Genomic DNA, 15139 nt, shown 5'->3' on the forward strand with positions numbered 1-15139 from the left:
CCGTGGTGAGGCGAAAACCCTTGGCGTCCTGCACCCGCGCGGTGACGGCGGCCTGCTCGACGATGACGGCGCCGCGGCGGCTCGCGGCCGTCGCGAGGCCGGCGGCGAAGCGGCCCATATGCATCATCGCGCTCTTCCTGAACAGCATGCCGCCATGGAACGGCGCGCCGATCTCCGAGGCCAGCTCGGCCGCCGACAGCAGCGCCGTGTCCGGATCGACCTCGCGGTGGATCGCCTCGAAGTTGGCCGCGATGCCGGCGACATGCGCGGGCTTGGAGGCCAGCTTGAGCTTGCCGCAGCGGCGGAAATCGCAGGCGATGCCTTCCTCCGCGATCAGCCGCTCCAAGGTGTCGATCGAGTCGTCGAACGCCTTGTAGAGCGCGATCGCGCGCTCGCGGCCGAGCTCCGCCTTGGCGGCCGGATAGCTGTGCGCCAGCCCGTTGTTGAGATGCCCGCCATTGCGGCCCGAGGCGCCCGAGCCGACCTGGTCGGCTTCGAGCACGATCACCCGGGCGCCGGCCTTGGCGAGTTGCAGCGCGGCGCCGAGGCCGGTGAAGCCGCCGCCGATCACCGCGACGTCGTAATGCCCCTCCACGGGCCCGGTGTGGCCGCCGGCAAAGGCGGTCGCGGTGTCGCGCCAGTAGGAGACGTATTTCATCGCGGGCACCCTGATCAGAGACCGAACACGCCGGGCAGCTCGGAGATGTCCTTGATCTCGGTGTAGCCGTAATAGGGATTGGCCGGCTCGTGGCCGCGGTTGACCCAGACCTTGCTGGTGATGCCGAGGTCGTGCGCGGTCATCAGGTCGTAGCGGAACGACGAGGAGCAGTGGGTGATGTCCTCCGGGCCGCAGCCGAGCATGTCGAACATGTATTCGAAGGCGCGCATCCGCGGCTTGTAGGCCTGCGCCTGCTCCGCGGTGAACACGGCATGAAACGGTGCGCCGAGTCTCGCGACGTTCGCGGGGATCTGTACGTTCATGGCGTTGGAGAGGATGACCAGCGGAATCTCCTTGGCCACCTTGGCGAGACCCGCCGGCACGTCCGCATGCGGGCCCCAGCCCGGCACGCGCTGATACACGACCTCGGCGTGCTCGGGCTCGAAGGGGATGCCGATCCTGCGGCAGCTGCGCGCCAGCGCGTTGCTGACAACCTCGGCATACGGCTTCCAGGCGCCCAGCACCTCGTCCAGGCGATAGGCCGAGAACACCTTCACGAACTCGGCCATCGCCGGCGCGGACAGCGTCGCGCCGTAGAGATCGCGCGCGGCTTCCGCCATCTCGAAATTGATCAGCGTGCCGTAGCAGTCGAAGGTCACGTATTTCGGGCGAAAGCGGCTCATGGATCCTCATGCCGGTCGTGGTCTCGGCGTCCGATGATAGGCCGGCCCGCCGGCATAAGATGCGGCTTTGCCCCGATTCTGCGGCGGAAGATATCGTCGGCATCATCGCCTTCAGACGATCTGCCGGGGGCCGCTCGCCCAGACTCCCGCCGACATGGGAGTGCATGAGATGACGTCCGACGCCGCGAGCTTCATCGCTTTCAGCGGGGAGCACCTGGATGCAGCGATGCGGCTGTCGCAGCAGGTCCGCTGGCCGCATCGCCGCGAGGACTGGCAGATGGCGCTCGCCTTGAGCCAGGGCTGCGTGGCCGTCGCCGCCGACGGCCGCGTCATCGGCACCGTGCTGATGACGCCCTATGGCGACGACGCCGGCACCATCAACATGGTCATCGTCGACGCGGCCGAGCGCGGGCGGGGACTCGGACGGCGCCTGATGCAGCAGGCGATGACGCTCGCCGGCGACCGGCGGCTGCAGCTCGTCGCGACGGACGATGGGCTGCCGCTCTACCAGACGCTCGGCTTCCGCCGCAGCGGCGAGATCGTGCAGCACCAGGGACATCTCGCGGCTGCCGTCGCGCCGCCCGAGGCCGTGCGTGCGGCCACGTTCGACGACATGGCCGCCATGACAGCGCTCGACGTCGCCGCCTTTGGCTCGGATCGCGGCGCGCTCATCGCCCATATCGCATCCCTTGGCGCGTTCGCGGTGCTGGAGCGGCAGGGCCGGGCGGCAGGCTTCGCCGCGCAGCGCCGCTTCGGCCGCGGTCTCGTGATCGGCCCCGTGGTCGCTTTCGATCTCGACGACGCCAAGGCGCTCGTCGCGCATTTTCTCGCGGGCCGACAGGGGGATTTCATCCGCGTCGACACCGGTGTCGATACGGGACTCGCGCCTTGGCTGACGAGCCTCGGCCTCGCTCATGTCGGCGGCGGCATCGTCATGCACAGGCCGGCCGCTGATGACACCAGGCGGCGCACCCCGACCTCATTCGCCTTGGCCAGCCAGGCATTCGGCTGAACCGGAGATCATCATGCTCAGCAACTCGCTCATCGAACTCGATCGCGCCCATCTGGTGCATCCGGTCGCGTCCTATCGCGGACACGAGGCCGCGGGCGCGCGGGTGTTGACATCGGCCAAGGGCGCTGTCGTGACCGATGCCTCGGGCCATCAGCTGGTCGATGGCTTCGCCGGCCTGTGGTGCGTCAACGCCGGCTATGGCCATGACAGCATCGTCGAGGCGGCGGCGCGGCAGATGCGCGAGCTGCCCTATGCCACCGGTTATTTCAGCCTCGCCTCGGAGCCGGCCATCCGGCTGGCGGCGGCGCTGGCCGAGCGTGCACCGGGTGATCTCAACCATGTCTACTTCACGCTCGGCGGCTCGGATGCCGTCGACAGCACGGTCCGCTTCATCCACTACTATTGGCACGCGCGGGGACAGCCGCAACGCGACCAGTTCATCACCTTGCAGCAGGGCTATCACGGCTCCTCGACGGTCGGCGCCGGCCTGACCGCGCTGCCGGCCTTCCACGCCAATTTCGGCGTGCCGCTCAACTGGCAGCACAAGATCCCGTCGCATTATTCGTACCGCAATCCCGTTGGCAGCGATCCCGATGCGGTCATCGCGGCGTCGCTCGCGGCGCTCGAGGCGAAGATCGCCGAGATCGGCGGGCCGGAGCGGGTGGCGGCGTTCTATGCCGAACCGATCCAGGGCTCTGGCGGCGTGCTGGTGCCGCCGGACGGCTGGATGAAGGCGATGCGCGCGCGCTGCCGGCAGCACGGCATCCTGTTCGTCGCCGACGAGGTGATCACCGGCTTCGGCCGCACCGGACCGCTGTTCGCCTGCACCGACGACGACATCGTCCCGGACCTCATGACCGTGGCGAAGGGGCTGACCTCCGGCTACGTGCCGATGGGCGCGGTGCTGATGTCCGACGACGTCTACGGGGTCATCGCCGACGGGGCAGGGGCTTCGGCCGTGGGTCACGGCTATACCTATTCGGCGCATCCGGTGAGCGCGGCGGTCGGCCTTGCCGTGCTCGATCTCTATGAGAATGGCCTGCTGGAGAACGGCCGGCGCGCCGGTGCGCGGCTGATGGCAGGCCTGCATGCGCTACGGGATCATCCGCTGGTCGGCGAGGTCCGCGGCCGCGGCCTGCTGGCGGCCATCGAACTGGTCACCGATAAGGAGAACAAGACGCCGCTGCCGGCGAGCGCCGAGCCGTCGCGCCGCATCTTCGACCGCGCCTGGGCCAACGGCCTCGTCATCCGCGCCTTCCCGACGGGGGTGCTCGGCTACGCCCCGCCTTTGTGCTGCACCGACGCCGATATCGATGGCATTCTCGAACGCACCGTACGGACGCTGGATCAGACCCTGGCCGACCCGGACGTCCGCAAGGCCATGACGTGAAAGCGGGCAGAGGCGGATCGCCGCGTGGGCAGCAGCGCCGATATGTCGGCGGCTCCCCCACTTCGCAATTTCCTGCCGTCGGGTCCTCGCAATTCGGAAGTTTTCGCCGGAACCCGGCTTCACACTAGGACCGACGACGCGGAAAGGGCCGCACAGAATGACCAAGCTCGATCTCACCCAATTCAGGTATCTGACCTTCGACGTGGTCGGCACGCTGATCGACTTCGAAGGCGGGATCGTCGCGAGCCTCGGCGAGATCGCGGTCGAGGCGAACACGGCGATCGACGGCGAGCAGGCGCTGAACCTGTACCGCGCCGCACGCTACGCCGCCGACGCCGACCGCTTCCCGGATGATCTCGTCCGCGTCTACGACGTCATTGCGCCGCAACTCGGCCTGCCCCGGCAGACCGCGCTCGGCGAGCGCTTCCGCGATTCCGCCGCGCGCTGGAAAGCCTTTCCCGACAGCGTGGCCGCCATGGCGCGCCTCGCCAGGCGCTCCAAGCTGATCGCGATGACCAATGCGCGGCGCTGGGCGCTGGATCATTTCGAGCGCGAACTGGGCTCGCCGTTCTACGCAACCTTCACCGTGGACGACACCGGGACGGAGAAGCCGGATCCCGCCTTCTTCACGCAGGTGTTCGATTTCGTCGAGCGTGACGGGGGCTCGACGTCGCAGATCCTGCACGTGGCGCAGAGCCAATACCACGACATCGGCATCTCCCGGCAGCTCGGCATCACCAATTGCTGGATCGAGCGGCGCCACGACAAGCAGGGCTATGGCGGCACCATCGCGCCGGCCTCCTTCACCAAGCCCGATTTCCACTTCCATTCGATGGCCGAACTGGCCGACGCGATGGACCACGTGCCTGCCAAATGATGCGCGACTGACGAATTTCATTCTGCCGGATCGAAACAGGAGACGGATGACATGAGCAACGGGATCACCAACTGGACTTCGCGTGACGATGTGCTGGTCGAGGCGGCGATCCGGCGCGGCGCCTCGCGCCGGGATCTCCTGAAGATGATGTTCGCCAGCGGCGTCGCGCTCGCTGCCGGCAGCGCCATCCTCGGCCGCGCCGAGCGCGCATTCGCGGCAACTCCGAAGAAGGGCGGCGCGATCAAGGCAGCGGGCTGGTCGACCTCGACGGCCGATACGCTCGATCCGGCCAAGGCCTCGTTCTCGACCGACTATGTCCGCTGCTGCTCGTTCTATAACCGGCTGACCACGCTCGATAAGACCGGCGCGGCGCAGATGGAGCTCGCCGAATCCGTCGAGTCCGGGGATGCGCAGACCTGGACCGTGAAGCTCAAGAAGGGCGTCACCTTCCATGACGGCAAGCCGCTGACGGCCGATGACGTCGTGTTCTCGCTGAAGCGGCATCTCGACAAGGCCACCGGCTCCAAGGTCGCCAAGATCGCGGCGCAGATGACCGGCTTCAAGGCTGTCGACAAGACCACCGTCGAGATCACGCTGGCGAGCCCCAACGCCGACCTGCCGATGATCCTGGCGCTGCATCACTTCATGATCGTCGCCGACGGTACCACCGATTTCTCCAAGGGCAACGGCACCGGCGCCTTCGTCCGCGAGGCGTTCGAGCCCGGCGTCCGTTCGATCGGCGTGCGCAACAAGAACTACTTCAAGGACGGCCCCTATCTCGACCAGATCGAGTTCATTGCGATCACCGAGGAGAATGCGCGCGTCAACGCGCTGCTGTCCGGCGACATCCAGCTCGCCGCCAGCATCAACCCGCGCTCGCTCCGGCTCATCGAGGGCAAGGAGGGGATTGCGCTGTCGAAATCGACGACCGGCAACTACACCGATCTCAACATCCGCCTCGACATGGCGCCGGGCAACAAGAAGGACTTCATCGATGGCATGAAGCACTTGGTCAACCGGGAGCAGATCGTCAAGTCGGTGCTGCGCGGGTTCGGCGTCGTCGGCAACGACCAGCCGGTCTCGCCGGCGAATTTCTTCCACAACCCCGACCTCAAGCCGAAGCCGTTCGACCCGGACAAGGCGAAATCGCTGTTCCAGAAGGCCGGCGTGCTCGGCACCTCGATCCCGGTCGTGACCTCGGAGGCGGCGAATTCGGCGATCGAGATGGCCATGGTGATCCAGGCGTCGGCTGCGGCGATCGGCCTGACGCTGGACGTGCAGCGCGTTCCCTCCGACGGCTATTGGGACAATTACTGGCTGAAGGCGCCGGTGCACTTCGGCAACATCAATCCGCGCCCGACGCCGGACATCCTGTTCTCGCTGCTTTATGCGTCTGAGGCGCCGTGGAACGAGAGCCGCTTCAAGTCGGAGAAGTTCGACAAGATGATGCTGGAGGCGCGCGGCCTGCTCGACCAAGCCAAGCGCAAGCAGATGTATGCCGAGATGCAGGCGATGATCGCGGAGGAGGCGGGCACCATCATTCCCGCCTACATCTCCAATATCGACGCCACGTCGTCCAAGCTGAAGGGCCTGGAGCCGAGCCCGCTCGGCGGCATGATGGGATATGCTTTCGCCGAATATGTCTGGCTCGATTCGTGAATGCCGTCTGACGCGCAGGGCGCCGGCCGCCGAGGCCAGCGCCGCTGCGACGACCGTTCCCTGATCAGGCTCGCGGACAATCCATTTGAAACACCGGATCGCCTCACTCATCCTTGCCCGGCTGGCCATCGCGCTGGTCACCGCGATCATTGTTTCATTCGCCGTCTTCTTCGCCACCGCGATGCTGCCGGGCGACACCGCCACCATCCTGCTCGGCCAGGCGGCAACCCCCGAGGCGGTCGAGGGCCTGCGCAAGGCGATGCATCTCGACGATCCCGCCATCTTCCGCTTCCTGCGCTGGCTGGCCGGCGTGGTGCAGGGTGATCTCGGTGTCTCCTATGCCAACAATATGCCGGTCGCGAAGCTGATCGGCGGGCGCCTCGTCAACACCCTCAAGCTCGCCGGCCTCACCGCGATCGTGGCGGTGCCGCTGGCCCTGACGCTCGGCATCACCGCGGCGATGCTGCGCAACACGCTGTATGACCGCTGTCTGACCATCGCCGTGATCGGCATCGTGTCGGTGCCCGAATTCATGATCGCGACTCTCGCCGTGCTCCTGTTCGCGGTCTATCTCAACTGGCTGCCGGCGGTCTCCTTCACCAGCGAGATCCGCACCGTCCATGATTTCGCCCGCGCTTATGCCATGCCGGTCGTGACGCTCACCATCGTGATCTCCGCGCAAATGATCCGGATGAGCCGGGCGGCCGTGATCGAGACCTTGAACACGCCCTATGTGGAGATGGCGCTGCTGAAGGGCGCCTCGCGCGGCCGGCTGGTGCTCCGCCATGCGCTGCCGAATGCGCTCGGTCCGATCGTGAATGCGGTGGCCCTGTCCTTGTCCTATCTGCTGGGTGGCGTCATCATCATCGAGACCGTCTTCAACTATCCCGGCATCGCCAAGCTGATGGTCGACGCGGTGTCGACCCGCGACCTGCCGCTGATCCAGAGCTGCGCCATCATCTTCTGCTTCGGCTTCCTGCTGCTGACCACCACGGCCGACATCATCGCCATCCTGTCCAATCCGAGGCTGCGATGACCAGCGCCGCGCCATCCGCCGCGCGACGCCCGCGCTTCGGCTACCGCATCAACGCCGTCGGCGTGGCCGGAGCGCTGGTCGTGGCGTTCTGGATCGTGGTGGCGGTCGCCGCGCCTTCCATCATCCCGCATCCGATCGGCGACATCGTCGACACCGACTATTTCGGTCCGATGAGCCGCGAGCTGTGGCTCGGCTCCGACTATCTCGGCCGCGACATGACCTCGCGCATCCTGATGGGCGCGCGCTATACGCTCGGCATCTCCGTCGCCTCCGTGATCATCGCCGGCGTGTCGGGCGTGACGCTCGGCATGATCGCGGCGATCACCGGCGGAGTCGTCGACATGGTGCTGAGCCGGCTGCTCGACGCGCTGAGCTCGATCCCGAGCAAGCTGTTCAGCCTCGTCGTCGTCGCCGCGGTGGGATCGTCGATCCCGGTGCTGATCGTGACGATGGCGGTGATCTACATTCCCGGCGCCTACCGCTTCGCTCGCGCGCTCGCGGTCAACATCAACACCATGGATTTCGTCACGGTGGCCCGCATCCGCGGCGAGAGCCTGTTCTATTTGATCCGCGCCGAGATCCTGCCCAATATCATCGGCCCCGTGCTGGTCGATCTCGGCTTGCGCTTCGTGTTCATCGTGCTGCTGCTGTCCGGAATGTCCTTCCTCGGCCTGGGCGTGCGGCCGCCTTATGCCGATTGGGGCGCGCTGGTGCGCGAGAACATCGGCGGCCTGCCCTACGCCGCGCCGGCCGTGATCTTCCCGTCGCTGGCGATCGCAAGCTTGACCATCGCCGTCAATCTGCTGATCGACAATCTGCCGACCAAGATCCGCGACCGGGAGACGTCGTAGATGACGAGCCTGGTGCAGATCCGCGATCTTCGCGTCGAGGCGACCACCGATTCCGGCCGCACCATCGAGATCATCCGGGGCGTCGACCTCGACATCGCCGAAGGCGAGATCGTCGCGCTGATCGGCGAGAGCGGCTCCGGCAAGACCACCATCGCCATGAGCCTCATGGGCTATGCGCGCGCCGGCTGCAACATCGTCGGCGGCTCGGTCACGGTCGACGGCGTCGACATGGTGAAACTGTCCGAGAAGGACAAGGCGGCCGTGCGCGGCGCCAAGATCGCCTATGTGCCGCAGAGCGCCGCCGCCGCGTTCAATCCGGCGATCCGGATCATGGATCAGGTCATCGAGGTCGTGCACATCCATGGCGTGATGCCGCTGGAGGAGGCGCGCCGCAAGGCGGTGGCGCTGTTCCGTGCGCTGTCGCTGCCCAATCCGGACAGCATCGGCGAGCGCTATCCGCACCAGGTGTCCGGTGGCCAATTGCAGCGGCTCGCCGCGGCGATGGCGCTGATCGCGAGTCCCAAGGTGCTGATCTTCGACGAGCCGACGACGGCGCTGGATGTCACCACCCAGGTCGAGGTGCTGCGCGCGTTCAAGTCGGTGATCTCCGCGCACCGTATCGCCGGCATCTACGTGTCGCATGATCTCGCCGTCGTCGCCCAGATCGCCGACCGCATCATCGTGCTGCGCAATGGCGAGGTGCAGGAGACCGGCAACACGGCCGACATTCTCGAGCGCCCGCAGCACCCTTACACGCAGCAGCTGCTCGCCGCCGTCGCGCCGCATCATGAACCGCAATCGGACGCGTCCGCGGCGGCCGAGGCGTTACTCGAAGTGCACGACGTGTCGGTCGGCTACGGGCCGCTGCGCTCGGACGGTCAACCCGCGATCGTCGCCGTCGAGAACGTTAGCCTGCGCGTCGCGCGCGGACGCAATCTCGGCATCATCGGCGAATCCGGCTGCGGCAAGTCGACGCTCGCGCGCGCCATCGCCGGTATCCTGCCGCCGTTTGCGGGCGGCGTCGTGTTCGATGGCCGCGAGCTCGGACGTAGCGCGCGCAGTCGCAATGCGGACCAGCTGCGCCAGGTGCAGATCGTGTTCCAGCATGCCGACACGGCGCTCAATCCCGCGCATACGGTCGAGGACATCCTGGGGCGGCCGCTGACGTTCTATCACGGCATGCCGCGCAAGCAGCGCAGCGCGCGCATCGATCAGCTGCTCGACATGGTGAAGCTGCCGCGGAACCTGCGGCTGCGCCGGCCGGCCGAGCTCTCGGGTGGACAGAAGCAGCGCGTCAACTTCGCGCGCGCGCTGGCTGCCGATCCCAGGCTCATCATCTGCGACGAGATCACCTCGGCGCTCGACACCGTCGTCGCCGCGGCGGTCATCGACCTGCTCAAGGAGCTGCAGCGCGAGCTCGATCTCGCTTATGTCTTCATCAGCCACGACCTGTCGGTGGTCGAGGCGATCTGCGACGACATCGTCGTCATGTACCGGGGCCGCAAGATCGAGCAGATCACGCCCGAGGCCATGGCGCGGCCCGAGCATCCCTACACGCAGCTCCTGCTGTCGTCGGTGCCGAAGCTCGATCCCGCCTGGCTCGACAATCTGCGCCAGGATCCCGAGCAGGTCCGAGAATACTGCCAGCGCTGAGCGTTCGCCTACATCTGGAACAGGCTGGTCAGCGGCAGATAGGGTTTGACGATCGGCGACTTCAGCACGACGAAGCTGAAATATTTCTCGATGCCGATGTCCATGTCGGTCAGCCGTTCCATGATGGTCTGGTACTCGCCGATCCCCGCGGTGACGAACTTCATCATGTAGTCGTAGCCGCCGGAGACGAGATGGCATTCGATCAGCTGGTCGATCTTCTCGACCGCGGCGAGAAAGCGGGCGAAGTCGATCTGGCGATGGTTCTTCAACGTGACCTCGGTGAAGACCGTCAGCGTCTGGCCGAGCTTGGAGACGCAGATCTGCGCCGAATAGCCCTCGATATAGCCTTCCGCCTGGAGCTTCTTCACCCGCATGAGGCAGGGGCTCGGCGACAGATTGACCAGCTCGGCCAGCTCGACATTGGTGACGCGGCCGTTCTTCTGCAGTTCGTGCAGGATCTTGATGTCGATGCGATCGAGCTTCATGAGGCCGTGGTCCCGTGTGACGCGAGGTCTGGTCCCATTACAGCAGAAAATTCTGCGCTTGGGCCAATGAAATGTCCGCAAAGCAAGAATGGGGCCGTCTATGCCTGGATTATGCGATGCAAAACAATCGGCCGGCGCCGTTGCGGCCGGCAGAATGATATGCCGTCCGGGCCGCGAATCCGGCGCCCGGGCGGCTGGATGCCGCTCTAACCTGTCGCAGCCCACAGCCGGAGAGACCGCATGCCCGCACCGCTGGTGCACGTCGAGACATCGCCCACGCTGCCCGCGCATGCAGATGCCGTGGTCATCGGCGGCGGCATCATCGGCGTGTTCACGGCCTATTACCTCGCGCGGCGCGGGCTCGCGGTGGCGCTGATCGAGAAGGGCCGCATCGGCGCCGAGCAGTCGAGCCGCAATTGGGGCTGGTGCCGGCAGCAGAACCGCGATGCGCGCGAGCTGCCGATGGCGACGCTCAGCCTCGATCTGTGGGAGCGCTTCGCGGCCGACAGCGGCGAGGCGACCGGCTTCTCGCGCTGCGGCCTGTTCTATCTCAGCGATGACGAGGCGGAGCTCGCCGGCTGGGCGCGCTGGGGCGAATTCGCCAAGACCGCCGGCGTCACCACGCACATGCTCGACAGCAGGCAAGCCACCGCGCGCGGCGCGGCCACCGGGCGTAGCTGGAGGGGCGGCGTGTTCTCGCCGACCGACGGCACCGCCAGCCCCGCCGATGCCGCGCCCGCGGTGGCGCGCGCGATCCTCAAGCAGGGCGGCTCGGTGCATCAGATGTGCGCGGTGCGCGGCGTCGAAACCAGCGGCGGCAAACTCTCCGCCGTGATCACCGAACGCGGCATCATCCGCACACCGGTCGCGGTGCTGTCCGCGGGCGCCTGGGCCTCGTCGTTCTGCCATCAGCTCGGCGTCGCGCTGCCGATCGCCTCGATCCGAGCCTCGGCGCTGGCGCTGTCACCGGCGGCCGAGCCGCTGCCGCCGGCGCTGCACACCGCCGCTGTCTCGATCACCCGGCGCGGCGACGGCGGCCACACGCTCGCGATCAGCGGCCGCGGCCGCATCGATCCTACCTTGCAGCAGCTGCGCTTTGCTCCGCACTTCCTGCCGATGTTCGCCAAGCGCTGGCGCAGCCTGCTGCCGGGCGGCCTCGAAGGCCTGCGCGCCGGCCACGAGACGGTCGGCCGCTGGCGGCTCGATGAGCCGACGCCGATGGAGGTCACCCGCATCCTCGATCCCAGGCCGGACCAGGCCACCATCCGCCTGACCCATGCGCGCGCGGTCGAGCTGTTGCCGGCGTTGAGGCAAAGCCGCGTCACGGCGGCGTGGTCGAGCTACATCGATTCCACGCCGGACGGCGTGCCTGCAATCGGCGAGCTCGCCGCGCTGCCCGGCCTGATCGTCGCCGCCGGCTTCAGCGGCCACGGCTTCGGCATCGGTCCCGGTGCGGGTCATCTCATCGCCGATCTCGTCACCTCCGCAGCGCCGATCGTCGATCCCAGGCCCTACGAGCCAGCCCGCTTTGCGCGGGCCGGGAGCAAGAAGGTCGCGGATTTCTGAAGGTCGCATGTCGCGAGGTTAAGCAGAGGCAGCTCTTGATGGCGGGTCGCCGCGAAGGCATGTCGCCCTCGCCGTGCACCCCGGCTCGCCGTGAAGAGATCAACGATCGTGCGGCCGGCGGCCTGCGTCATATCTCACCAGGGATATCATGGTGACGCTGCTGGCCTGACGTCGACCACCTCGTGGCCAGCTGAAATTGCCGGCGTCGCAGCCGCCGGCGCATGCAGCGTGATGAGAGTTCGTCCGGGCAAGTGAGCGAGCGCGCTGTTCCGGGGCTCAATCCCGCCGCAGCAGCAGCGAGCCTCACCCTTCCCGCACCAGCAGGCTGCGAAACGCTTCGGCTGCGCCGGACAGGCGCTTCTCCTTTCGGTGCAGCAGGAACCAGCGCCGATACAGTGGAAATCCCTTCACGTGTAGGACCACCAGGCGCCTTGTTTCGATCTCGAGCTCGACGGTTTGCGCCGGGACGATGCCGAGCCCGAGGCCGGCCTGGACGGCCTGCTTGAGCGCCTCGTTGGTGCTGAGCTCGCAGCCGGGCCGGTAGCTGACCTGGTGCTCGGCGAGATAGCGCTCGACGGTCGCGCGCGTACCCGAGCCCGGCTCGCGCAGCACAAGAGTCTCGTCGGCGAGTGTGGTGATGTCGATCTCGCCGCGCCCGGCCAGCCGATGTCCCGGTGGAGCAACGACGACGAGCGGATTGTCCATGAAGTGATGCGCGATGATGTCGGCGCTGTCGGGCGGCTGGCCGGTGATGGCGAGATCGGCGTGATGGTCGGCGAGCGCCGCAAGCGCGGCATCGCGGTTGACGACGCGCAGGCTGACGCGGACGCCGGGATGGCGCTGCGTGAAGGCGGCGATCACCGGTGGCAGGAAGTAGTTGGCGGTGGAGACGACCGCAAGCCGCAGCACGCCGCGCTCCAGGCCGCGGAACTGATCCATCGCGGCCTTGAGGTCGGACATGCCGGCGGCGATGCGCTGCGCATGCACCAAGAGCTCGCGGCCGGCTTCGGTGAGCTGCAGCTTCTTGCCGATCTGCTCGATCAGCGGCAGGCCGATCTGGTCCTCGAGCTGTTTGCACTGCATCGAGACCGCCGGCTGCGTCAGATGCAGCTCGTGCGCGGCGCGCGTGATCGCGCCATGGCGGCCGACCGCTTCGAAGATGCGCAGATGTTGCAGCGTGATGTGCATGACACGCCTTCGCGTTGCACCAGACATCCCGACGATAGCATGCACGGCCCAATCATCAAGAATGCAAATGCCAGCATAAGAACGTCTGAATGGTCATCGCGCGGCCGCGATGCTTTGCTCGCGCCAACGAACACAGGGAGGTTGGCATGGCAGAGAAGAGCTATCAGGCCGGAGTCAAGGACTATCGCAAGACCTATTGGACGCCGGACTATGTTCCGCTCGATACTGACCTTCTTGCCGTGTTCAAGATCGTCGCGCAGGCCGGCGTGCCGCGTGAGGAGGCAGCCGCCGCCGTTGCCGCGGAATCGTCCACCGGCACATGGACCACGGTTTGGACAGACCTGCTGACCGATCTCGACTACTACAAGGGCCGCGCCTATCGCATCGAGCCGGTTCCCGGCGATGACAACGCGTTCTATGCCTTCATCGCCTATCCGATCGATCTGTTCGAGGAAGGCTCGGTCGTGAACGTGCTGACCTCGCTGGTCGGCAACGTGTTCGGCTTCAAGGCGGTGCGCAGCCTGCGGCTCGAGGACATCCGCTTTCCGCTCGCTTATGTGAAGACCTGCGGCGGGCCGCCCAACGGCATCCAGCTCGAGCGCGACCGGCTCAACAAATATGGCCGCGCACTGCTCGGCTGTACCATCAAGCCGAAGCTCGGTCTGTCGGCGAAGAACTATGGCCGCGCCGTGTATGAGTGCCTGCGCGGCGGCCTCGATTTCACCAAGGACGACGAGAACATCAACAGCCAGCCCTTCATGCGCTGGCAGCACCGCTTCGAGTTCGTCATGGAGGCCGTGCACAAGGCGACGTCGGAGACCGGCGAGCGCAAGGGACACTATCTCAACGTCACCGCGCCGACGCCGGAGGAGATGTACAAGCGCGCCGAGTTTGCCAAATCGCTGGGCGCGCCGATCATCATGCACGACTTCCTCACCGCCGGCTTCACCGCCAATACCGGTCTGGCGAACTGGTGCCGCGAGAACGGCATGCTGCTGCACATCCATCGCGCGATGCATGCGGTGCTCGACCGCAATCCGATGCACGGCATTCACTTCCGCGTGCTCACCAAATGCCTGCGGCTGTCGGGCGGCGACCATCTGCATTCCGGCACGGTGGTCGGCAAGCTCGAGGGCGACCGCGAGGCGACGATCGGCTGGGTCGACCTGATGCGCGAGCCGTTCGTGCCGGAGAACCGCGCCCGCGGCATCTTCTTCGACCAGGACTGGGGCGCGATGCCCGGCGTGATGCCGGTGGCGTCGGGCGGCATCCATGTCTGGCACATGCCGGCGCTGACCGCGATCTTCGGCGACGACGCCTGCTTCCAGTTCGGCGGCGGCACGCTGGGCCATCCCTGGGGCAACGCGGCCGGCGCGCACGCCAACCGCGTCGCGCTGGAGGCCTGCGTCGAGGCGCGCAACCAGGGCCGCCCGGTGGAGCGCGAGGGCCGCGAGATCCTCACCGAGGCCGCGCAGCATTCGCCCGAGCTCAAGATCGCGATGGAGACCTGGAAGGAGATCAAGTTCGAGTTCGACACCGTCGACAAGCTCGATACCGGCCCGATGCTCCGCGTCGTCAACGCCTGAGCCGGCCGGCTCGCAACTCTCTCACATCGCTGTCGAGATCAACGCGTCACTGAAAACGCCAGGGAATCGTCATGTCCGAAGCCGTCGCCTACAAATCCGCCGAGCGCCGCGGCGAAACCTTCTCCTATCTGCCGCCGATGACTCCCGACCGGCTGCGCCGGAACATCGCCTATCTGATCGCGCAGAACTGGAATCCGGCGATCGAGCACACCGAGCCCGAGAAGTCGATGTCGAGCTTCTGGTATCTCTGGAAGCTGCCGCTGTTCGGCGAGCGCTCGATCGAGCGCATCCTGGGCGAGCTCGAGGCGTGTCATCGCGCCAATCCCGGCCATCACGTCCGCCTGATCGGCTACGACAACTACGCACAGTCGCAGGGCATGGCCTTCATCGTCTACCGCGCCGGCGGTCGCTAGAGGTCGCCGCCATGCCCGCACAGTCCTCATTGTCCGGCCGCGCCGCGTCGATGGCGCGCCGCTCCGCTCTCGCGGCCGGCAA

At 66.8% G+C, this 15139-nt stretch carries 14 protein-coding genes; 10 read left to right on the plus strand and 4 right to left on the minus strand.

The window, feature by feature from the left end; all coding sequences use genetic code 11:
- A partial coding sequence (locus BRAS3809_RS11305) for an NAD(P)/FAD-dependent oxidoreductase (RefSeq protein WP_035656082.1) occupies positions 1-658 on the minus strand: 658 nt, incomplete at its 3' end.
- 14 nt (positions 659-672) lie between these two features.
- Complete coding sequence (locus tag BRAS3809_RS11310) at positions 673-1341, minus strand: haloacid dehalogenase type II (RefSeq protein WP_008962231.1); 669 nt, start codon at positions 1339-1341, stop codon at positions 673-675.
- A gap of 169 nt (positions 1342-1510) precedes the next feature.
- On the opposite strand from BRAS3809_RS11310, the gene BRAS3809_RS11315 reads away from it, so the two are divergent.
- The 7 genes from BRAS3809_RS11315 (at position 1511) to BRAS3809_RS11345 (ending at position 9819) form a co-directional block, all read left to right on the plus strand.
- Complete coding sequence (locus tag BRAS3809_RS11315) at positions 1511-2353, plus strand: GNAT family N-acetyltransferase (RefSeq protein WP_008962232.1); 843 nt, start codon at positions 1511-1513, stop codon at positions 2351-2353.
- Between the two features lie 13 nt (positions 2354-2366).
- On the plus strand, positions 2367-3743 hold the full coding sequence (locus BRAS3809_RS11320; protein ID WP_008962233.1) for an aspartate aminotransferase family protein: 1377 nt from the start codon (positions 2367-2369) through the stop codon (positions 3741-3743).
- 157 nt (positions 3744-3900) lie between these two features.
- Positions 3901-4620 carry an HAD-IA family hydrolase gene (locus BRAS3809_RS11325; protein WP_008962234.1) on the plus strand — a complete coding sequence of 240 codons (720 nt, stop codon included), beginning with the start codon at positions 3901-3903 and terminating at the stop codon, positions 4618-4620.
- Positions 4621-4671: 51 nt separating this feature from the next.
- Positions 4672-6279: an ABC transporter substrate-binding protein gene (locus tag BRAS3809_RS11330; RefSeq protein ID WP_008962235.1), complete on the plus strand. Its 1608-nt coding sequence runs from the start codon at positions 4672-4674 to the stop codon at positions 6277-6279.
- An 85-nt stretch (positions 6280-6364) separates the two neighbouring features.
- A complete protein-coding gene (locus BRAS3809_RS11335) occupies positions 6365-7315 on the plus strand; it encodes an ABC transporter permease (protein ID WP_008962236.1) in 951 nt (316 codons plus the stop codon).
- Positions 7312-8166: an ABC transporter permease gene (locus BRAS3809_RS11340; RefSeq protein ID WP_008962237.1), complete on the plus strand. Its 855-nt coding sequence runs from the start codon at positions 7312-7314 to the stop codon at positions 8164-8166. Before BRAS3809_RS11335 ends, BRAS3809_RS11340 begins: the two co-directional genes overlap by 4 nt.
- Positions 8167-9819 carry an ABC transporter ATP-binding protein gene (locus BRAS3809_RS11345; protein ID WP_008962238.1) on the plus strand — a complete coding sequence of 551 codons (1653 nt, stop codon included), beginning with the start codon at positions 8167-8169 and terminating at the stop codon, positions 9817-9819.
- A gap of 8 nt (positions 9820-9827) precedes the next feature.
- On the opposite strand, the gene BRAS3809_RS11350 is transcribed toward BRAS3809_RS11345, so the two are convergent.
- Positions 9828-10304, minus strand: coding sequence for an Lrp/AsnC family transcriptional regulator (locus tag BRAS3809_RS11350; protein WP_008962239.1), 477 nt, complete (start codon positions 10302-10304; stop codon positions 9828-9830).
- 240 nt (positions 10305-10544) lie between these two features.
- Between BRAS3809_RS11350 and BRAS3809_RS11355 the strand changes: the two genes are divergently transcribed.
- A complete protein-coding gene (locus BRAS3809_RS11355) occupies positions 10545-11870 on the plus strand; it encodes an NAD(P)/FAD-dependent oxidoreductase (RefSeq protein WP_008962240.1) in 1326 nt (441 codons plus the stop codon).
- Between the two features lie 303 nt (positions 11871-12173).
- Here BRAS3809_RS11355 and BRAS3809_RS11360 read toward each other — a convergent pair whose 3' ends face one another.
- Positions 12174-13058: a LysR family transcriptional regulator gene (locus tag BRAS3809_RS11360; protein ID WP_008962241.1), complete on the minus strand. Its 885-nt coding sequence runs from the start codon at positions 13056-13058 to the stop codon at positions 12174-12176.
- A gap of 146 nt (positions 13059-13204) precedes the next feature.
- Here BRAS3809_RS11360 and BRAS3809_RS11365 point away from each other — a divergent pair, with 146 nt between their 5' ends.
- Both BRAS3809_RS11365 and BRAS3809_RS11370 read left to right on the plus strand, forming a co-directional pair.
- Positions 13205-14644: a form I ribulose bisphosphate carboxylase large subunit gene (locus tag BRAS3809_RS11365; protein ID WP_008962242.1), complete on the plus strand. Its 1440-nt coding sequence runs from the start codon at positions 13205-13207 to the stop codon at positions 14642-14644.
- Between the two features lie 71 nt (positions 14645-14715).
- Positions 14716-15057: a ribulose bisphosphate carboxylase small subunit gene (locus BRAS3809_RS11370; RefSeq protein WP_008962243.1), complete on the plus strand. Its 342-nt coding sequence runs from the start codon at positions 14716-14718 to the stop codon at positions 15055-15057.
- Positions 15058-15139: the final 82 nt, after the last annotated feature.

Source organism: Bradyrhizobium sp. STM 3809 (assembly GCF_000239795.1).
GTDB lineage: Bacteria > Pseudomonadota > Alphaproteobacteria > Rhizobiales > Xanthobacteraceae > Bradyrhizobium.

Bases quoted from the DNA above. Each gene is read 5' to 3' on its own strand.
- BRAS3809_RS11355 (WP_008962240.1), top strand. From the start codon at position 10,545: ATGCCCGCACCGCTGGTGCACGTCGAGACATCGCCCACGCTGCCCGCG.
- BRAS3809_RS11365 (WP_008962242.1), top strand. From the start codon at position 13,205: ATGGCAGAGAAGAGCTATCAGGCCGGAGTCAAGGACTATCGCAAGACC.
- BRAS3809_RS11330 (WP_008962235.1), top strand. From the start codon at position 4,672: ATGAGCAACGGGATCACCAACTGGACTTCGCGTGACGATGTGCTGGTC.
- BRAS3809_RS11315 (WP_008962232.1), top strand. From the start codon at position 1,511: ATGACGTCCGACGCCGCGAGCTTCATCGCTTTCAGCGGGGAGCACCTG.
- BRAS3809_RS11360 (WP_008962241.1), bottom strand. From the start codon at position 13,058: ATGCACATCACGCTGCAACATCTGCGCATCTTCGAAGCGGTCGGCCGC.
- BRAS3809_RS11325 (WP_008962234.1), top strand. From the start codon at position 3,901: ATGACCAAGCTCGATCTCACCCAATTCAGGTATCTGACCTTCGACGTG.
- BRAS3809_RS11340 (WP_008962237.1), top strand. From the start codon at position 7,312: ATGACCAGCGCCGCGCCATCCGCCGCGCGACGCCCGCGCTTCGGCTAC.
- BRAS3809_RS11310 (WP_008962231.1), bottom strand. From the start codon at position 1,341: ATGAGCCGCTTTCGCCCGAAATACGTGACCTTCGACTGCTACGGCACG.
- BRAS3809_RS11345 (WP_008962238.1), top strand. From the start codon at position 8,167: ATGACGAGCCTGGTGCAGATCCGCGATCTTCGCGTCGAGGCGACCACC.
- BRAS3809_RS11320 (WP_008962233.1), top strand. From the start codon at position 2,367: ATGCTCAGCAACTCGCTCATCGAACTCGATCGCGCCCATCTGGTGCAT.
- BRAS3809_RS11370 (WP_008962243.1), top strand. From the start codon at position 14,716: ATGTCCGAAGCCGTCGCCTACAAATCCGCCGAGCGCCGCGGCGAAACC.
- BRAS3809_RS11350 (WP_008962239.1), bottom strand. From the start codon at position 10,304: ATGAAGCTCGATCGCATCGACATCAAGATCCTGCACGAACTGCAGAAG.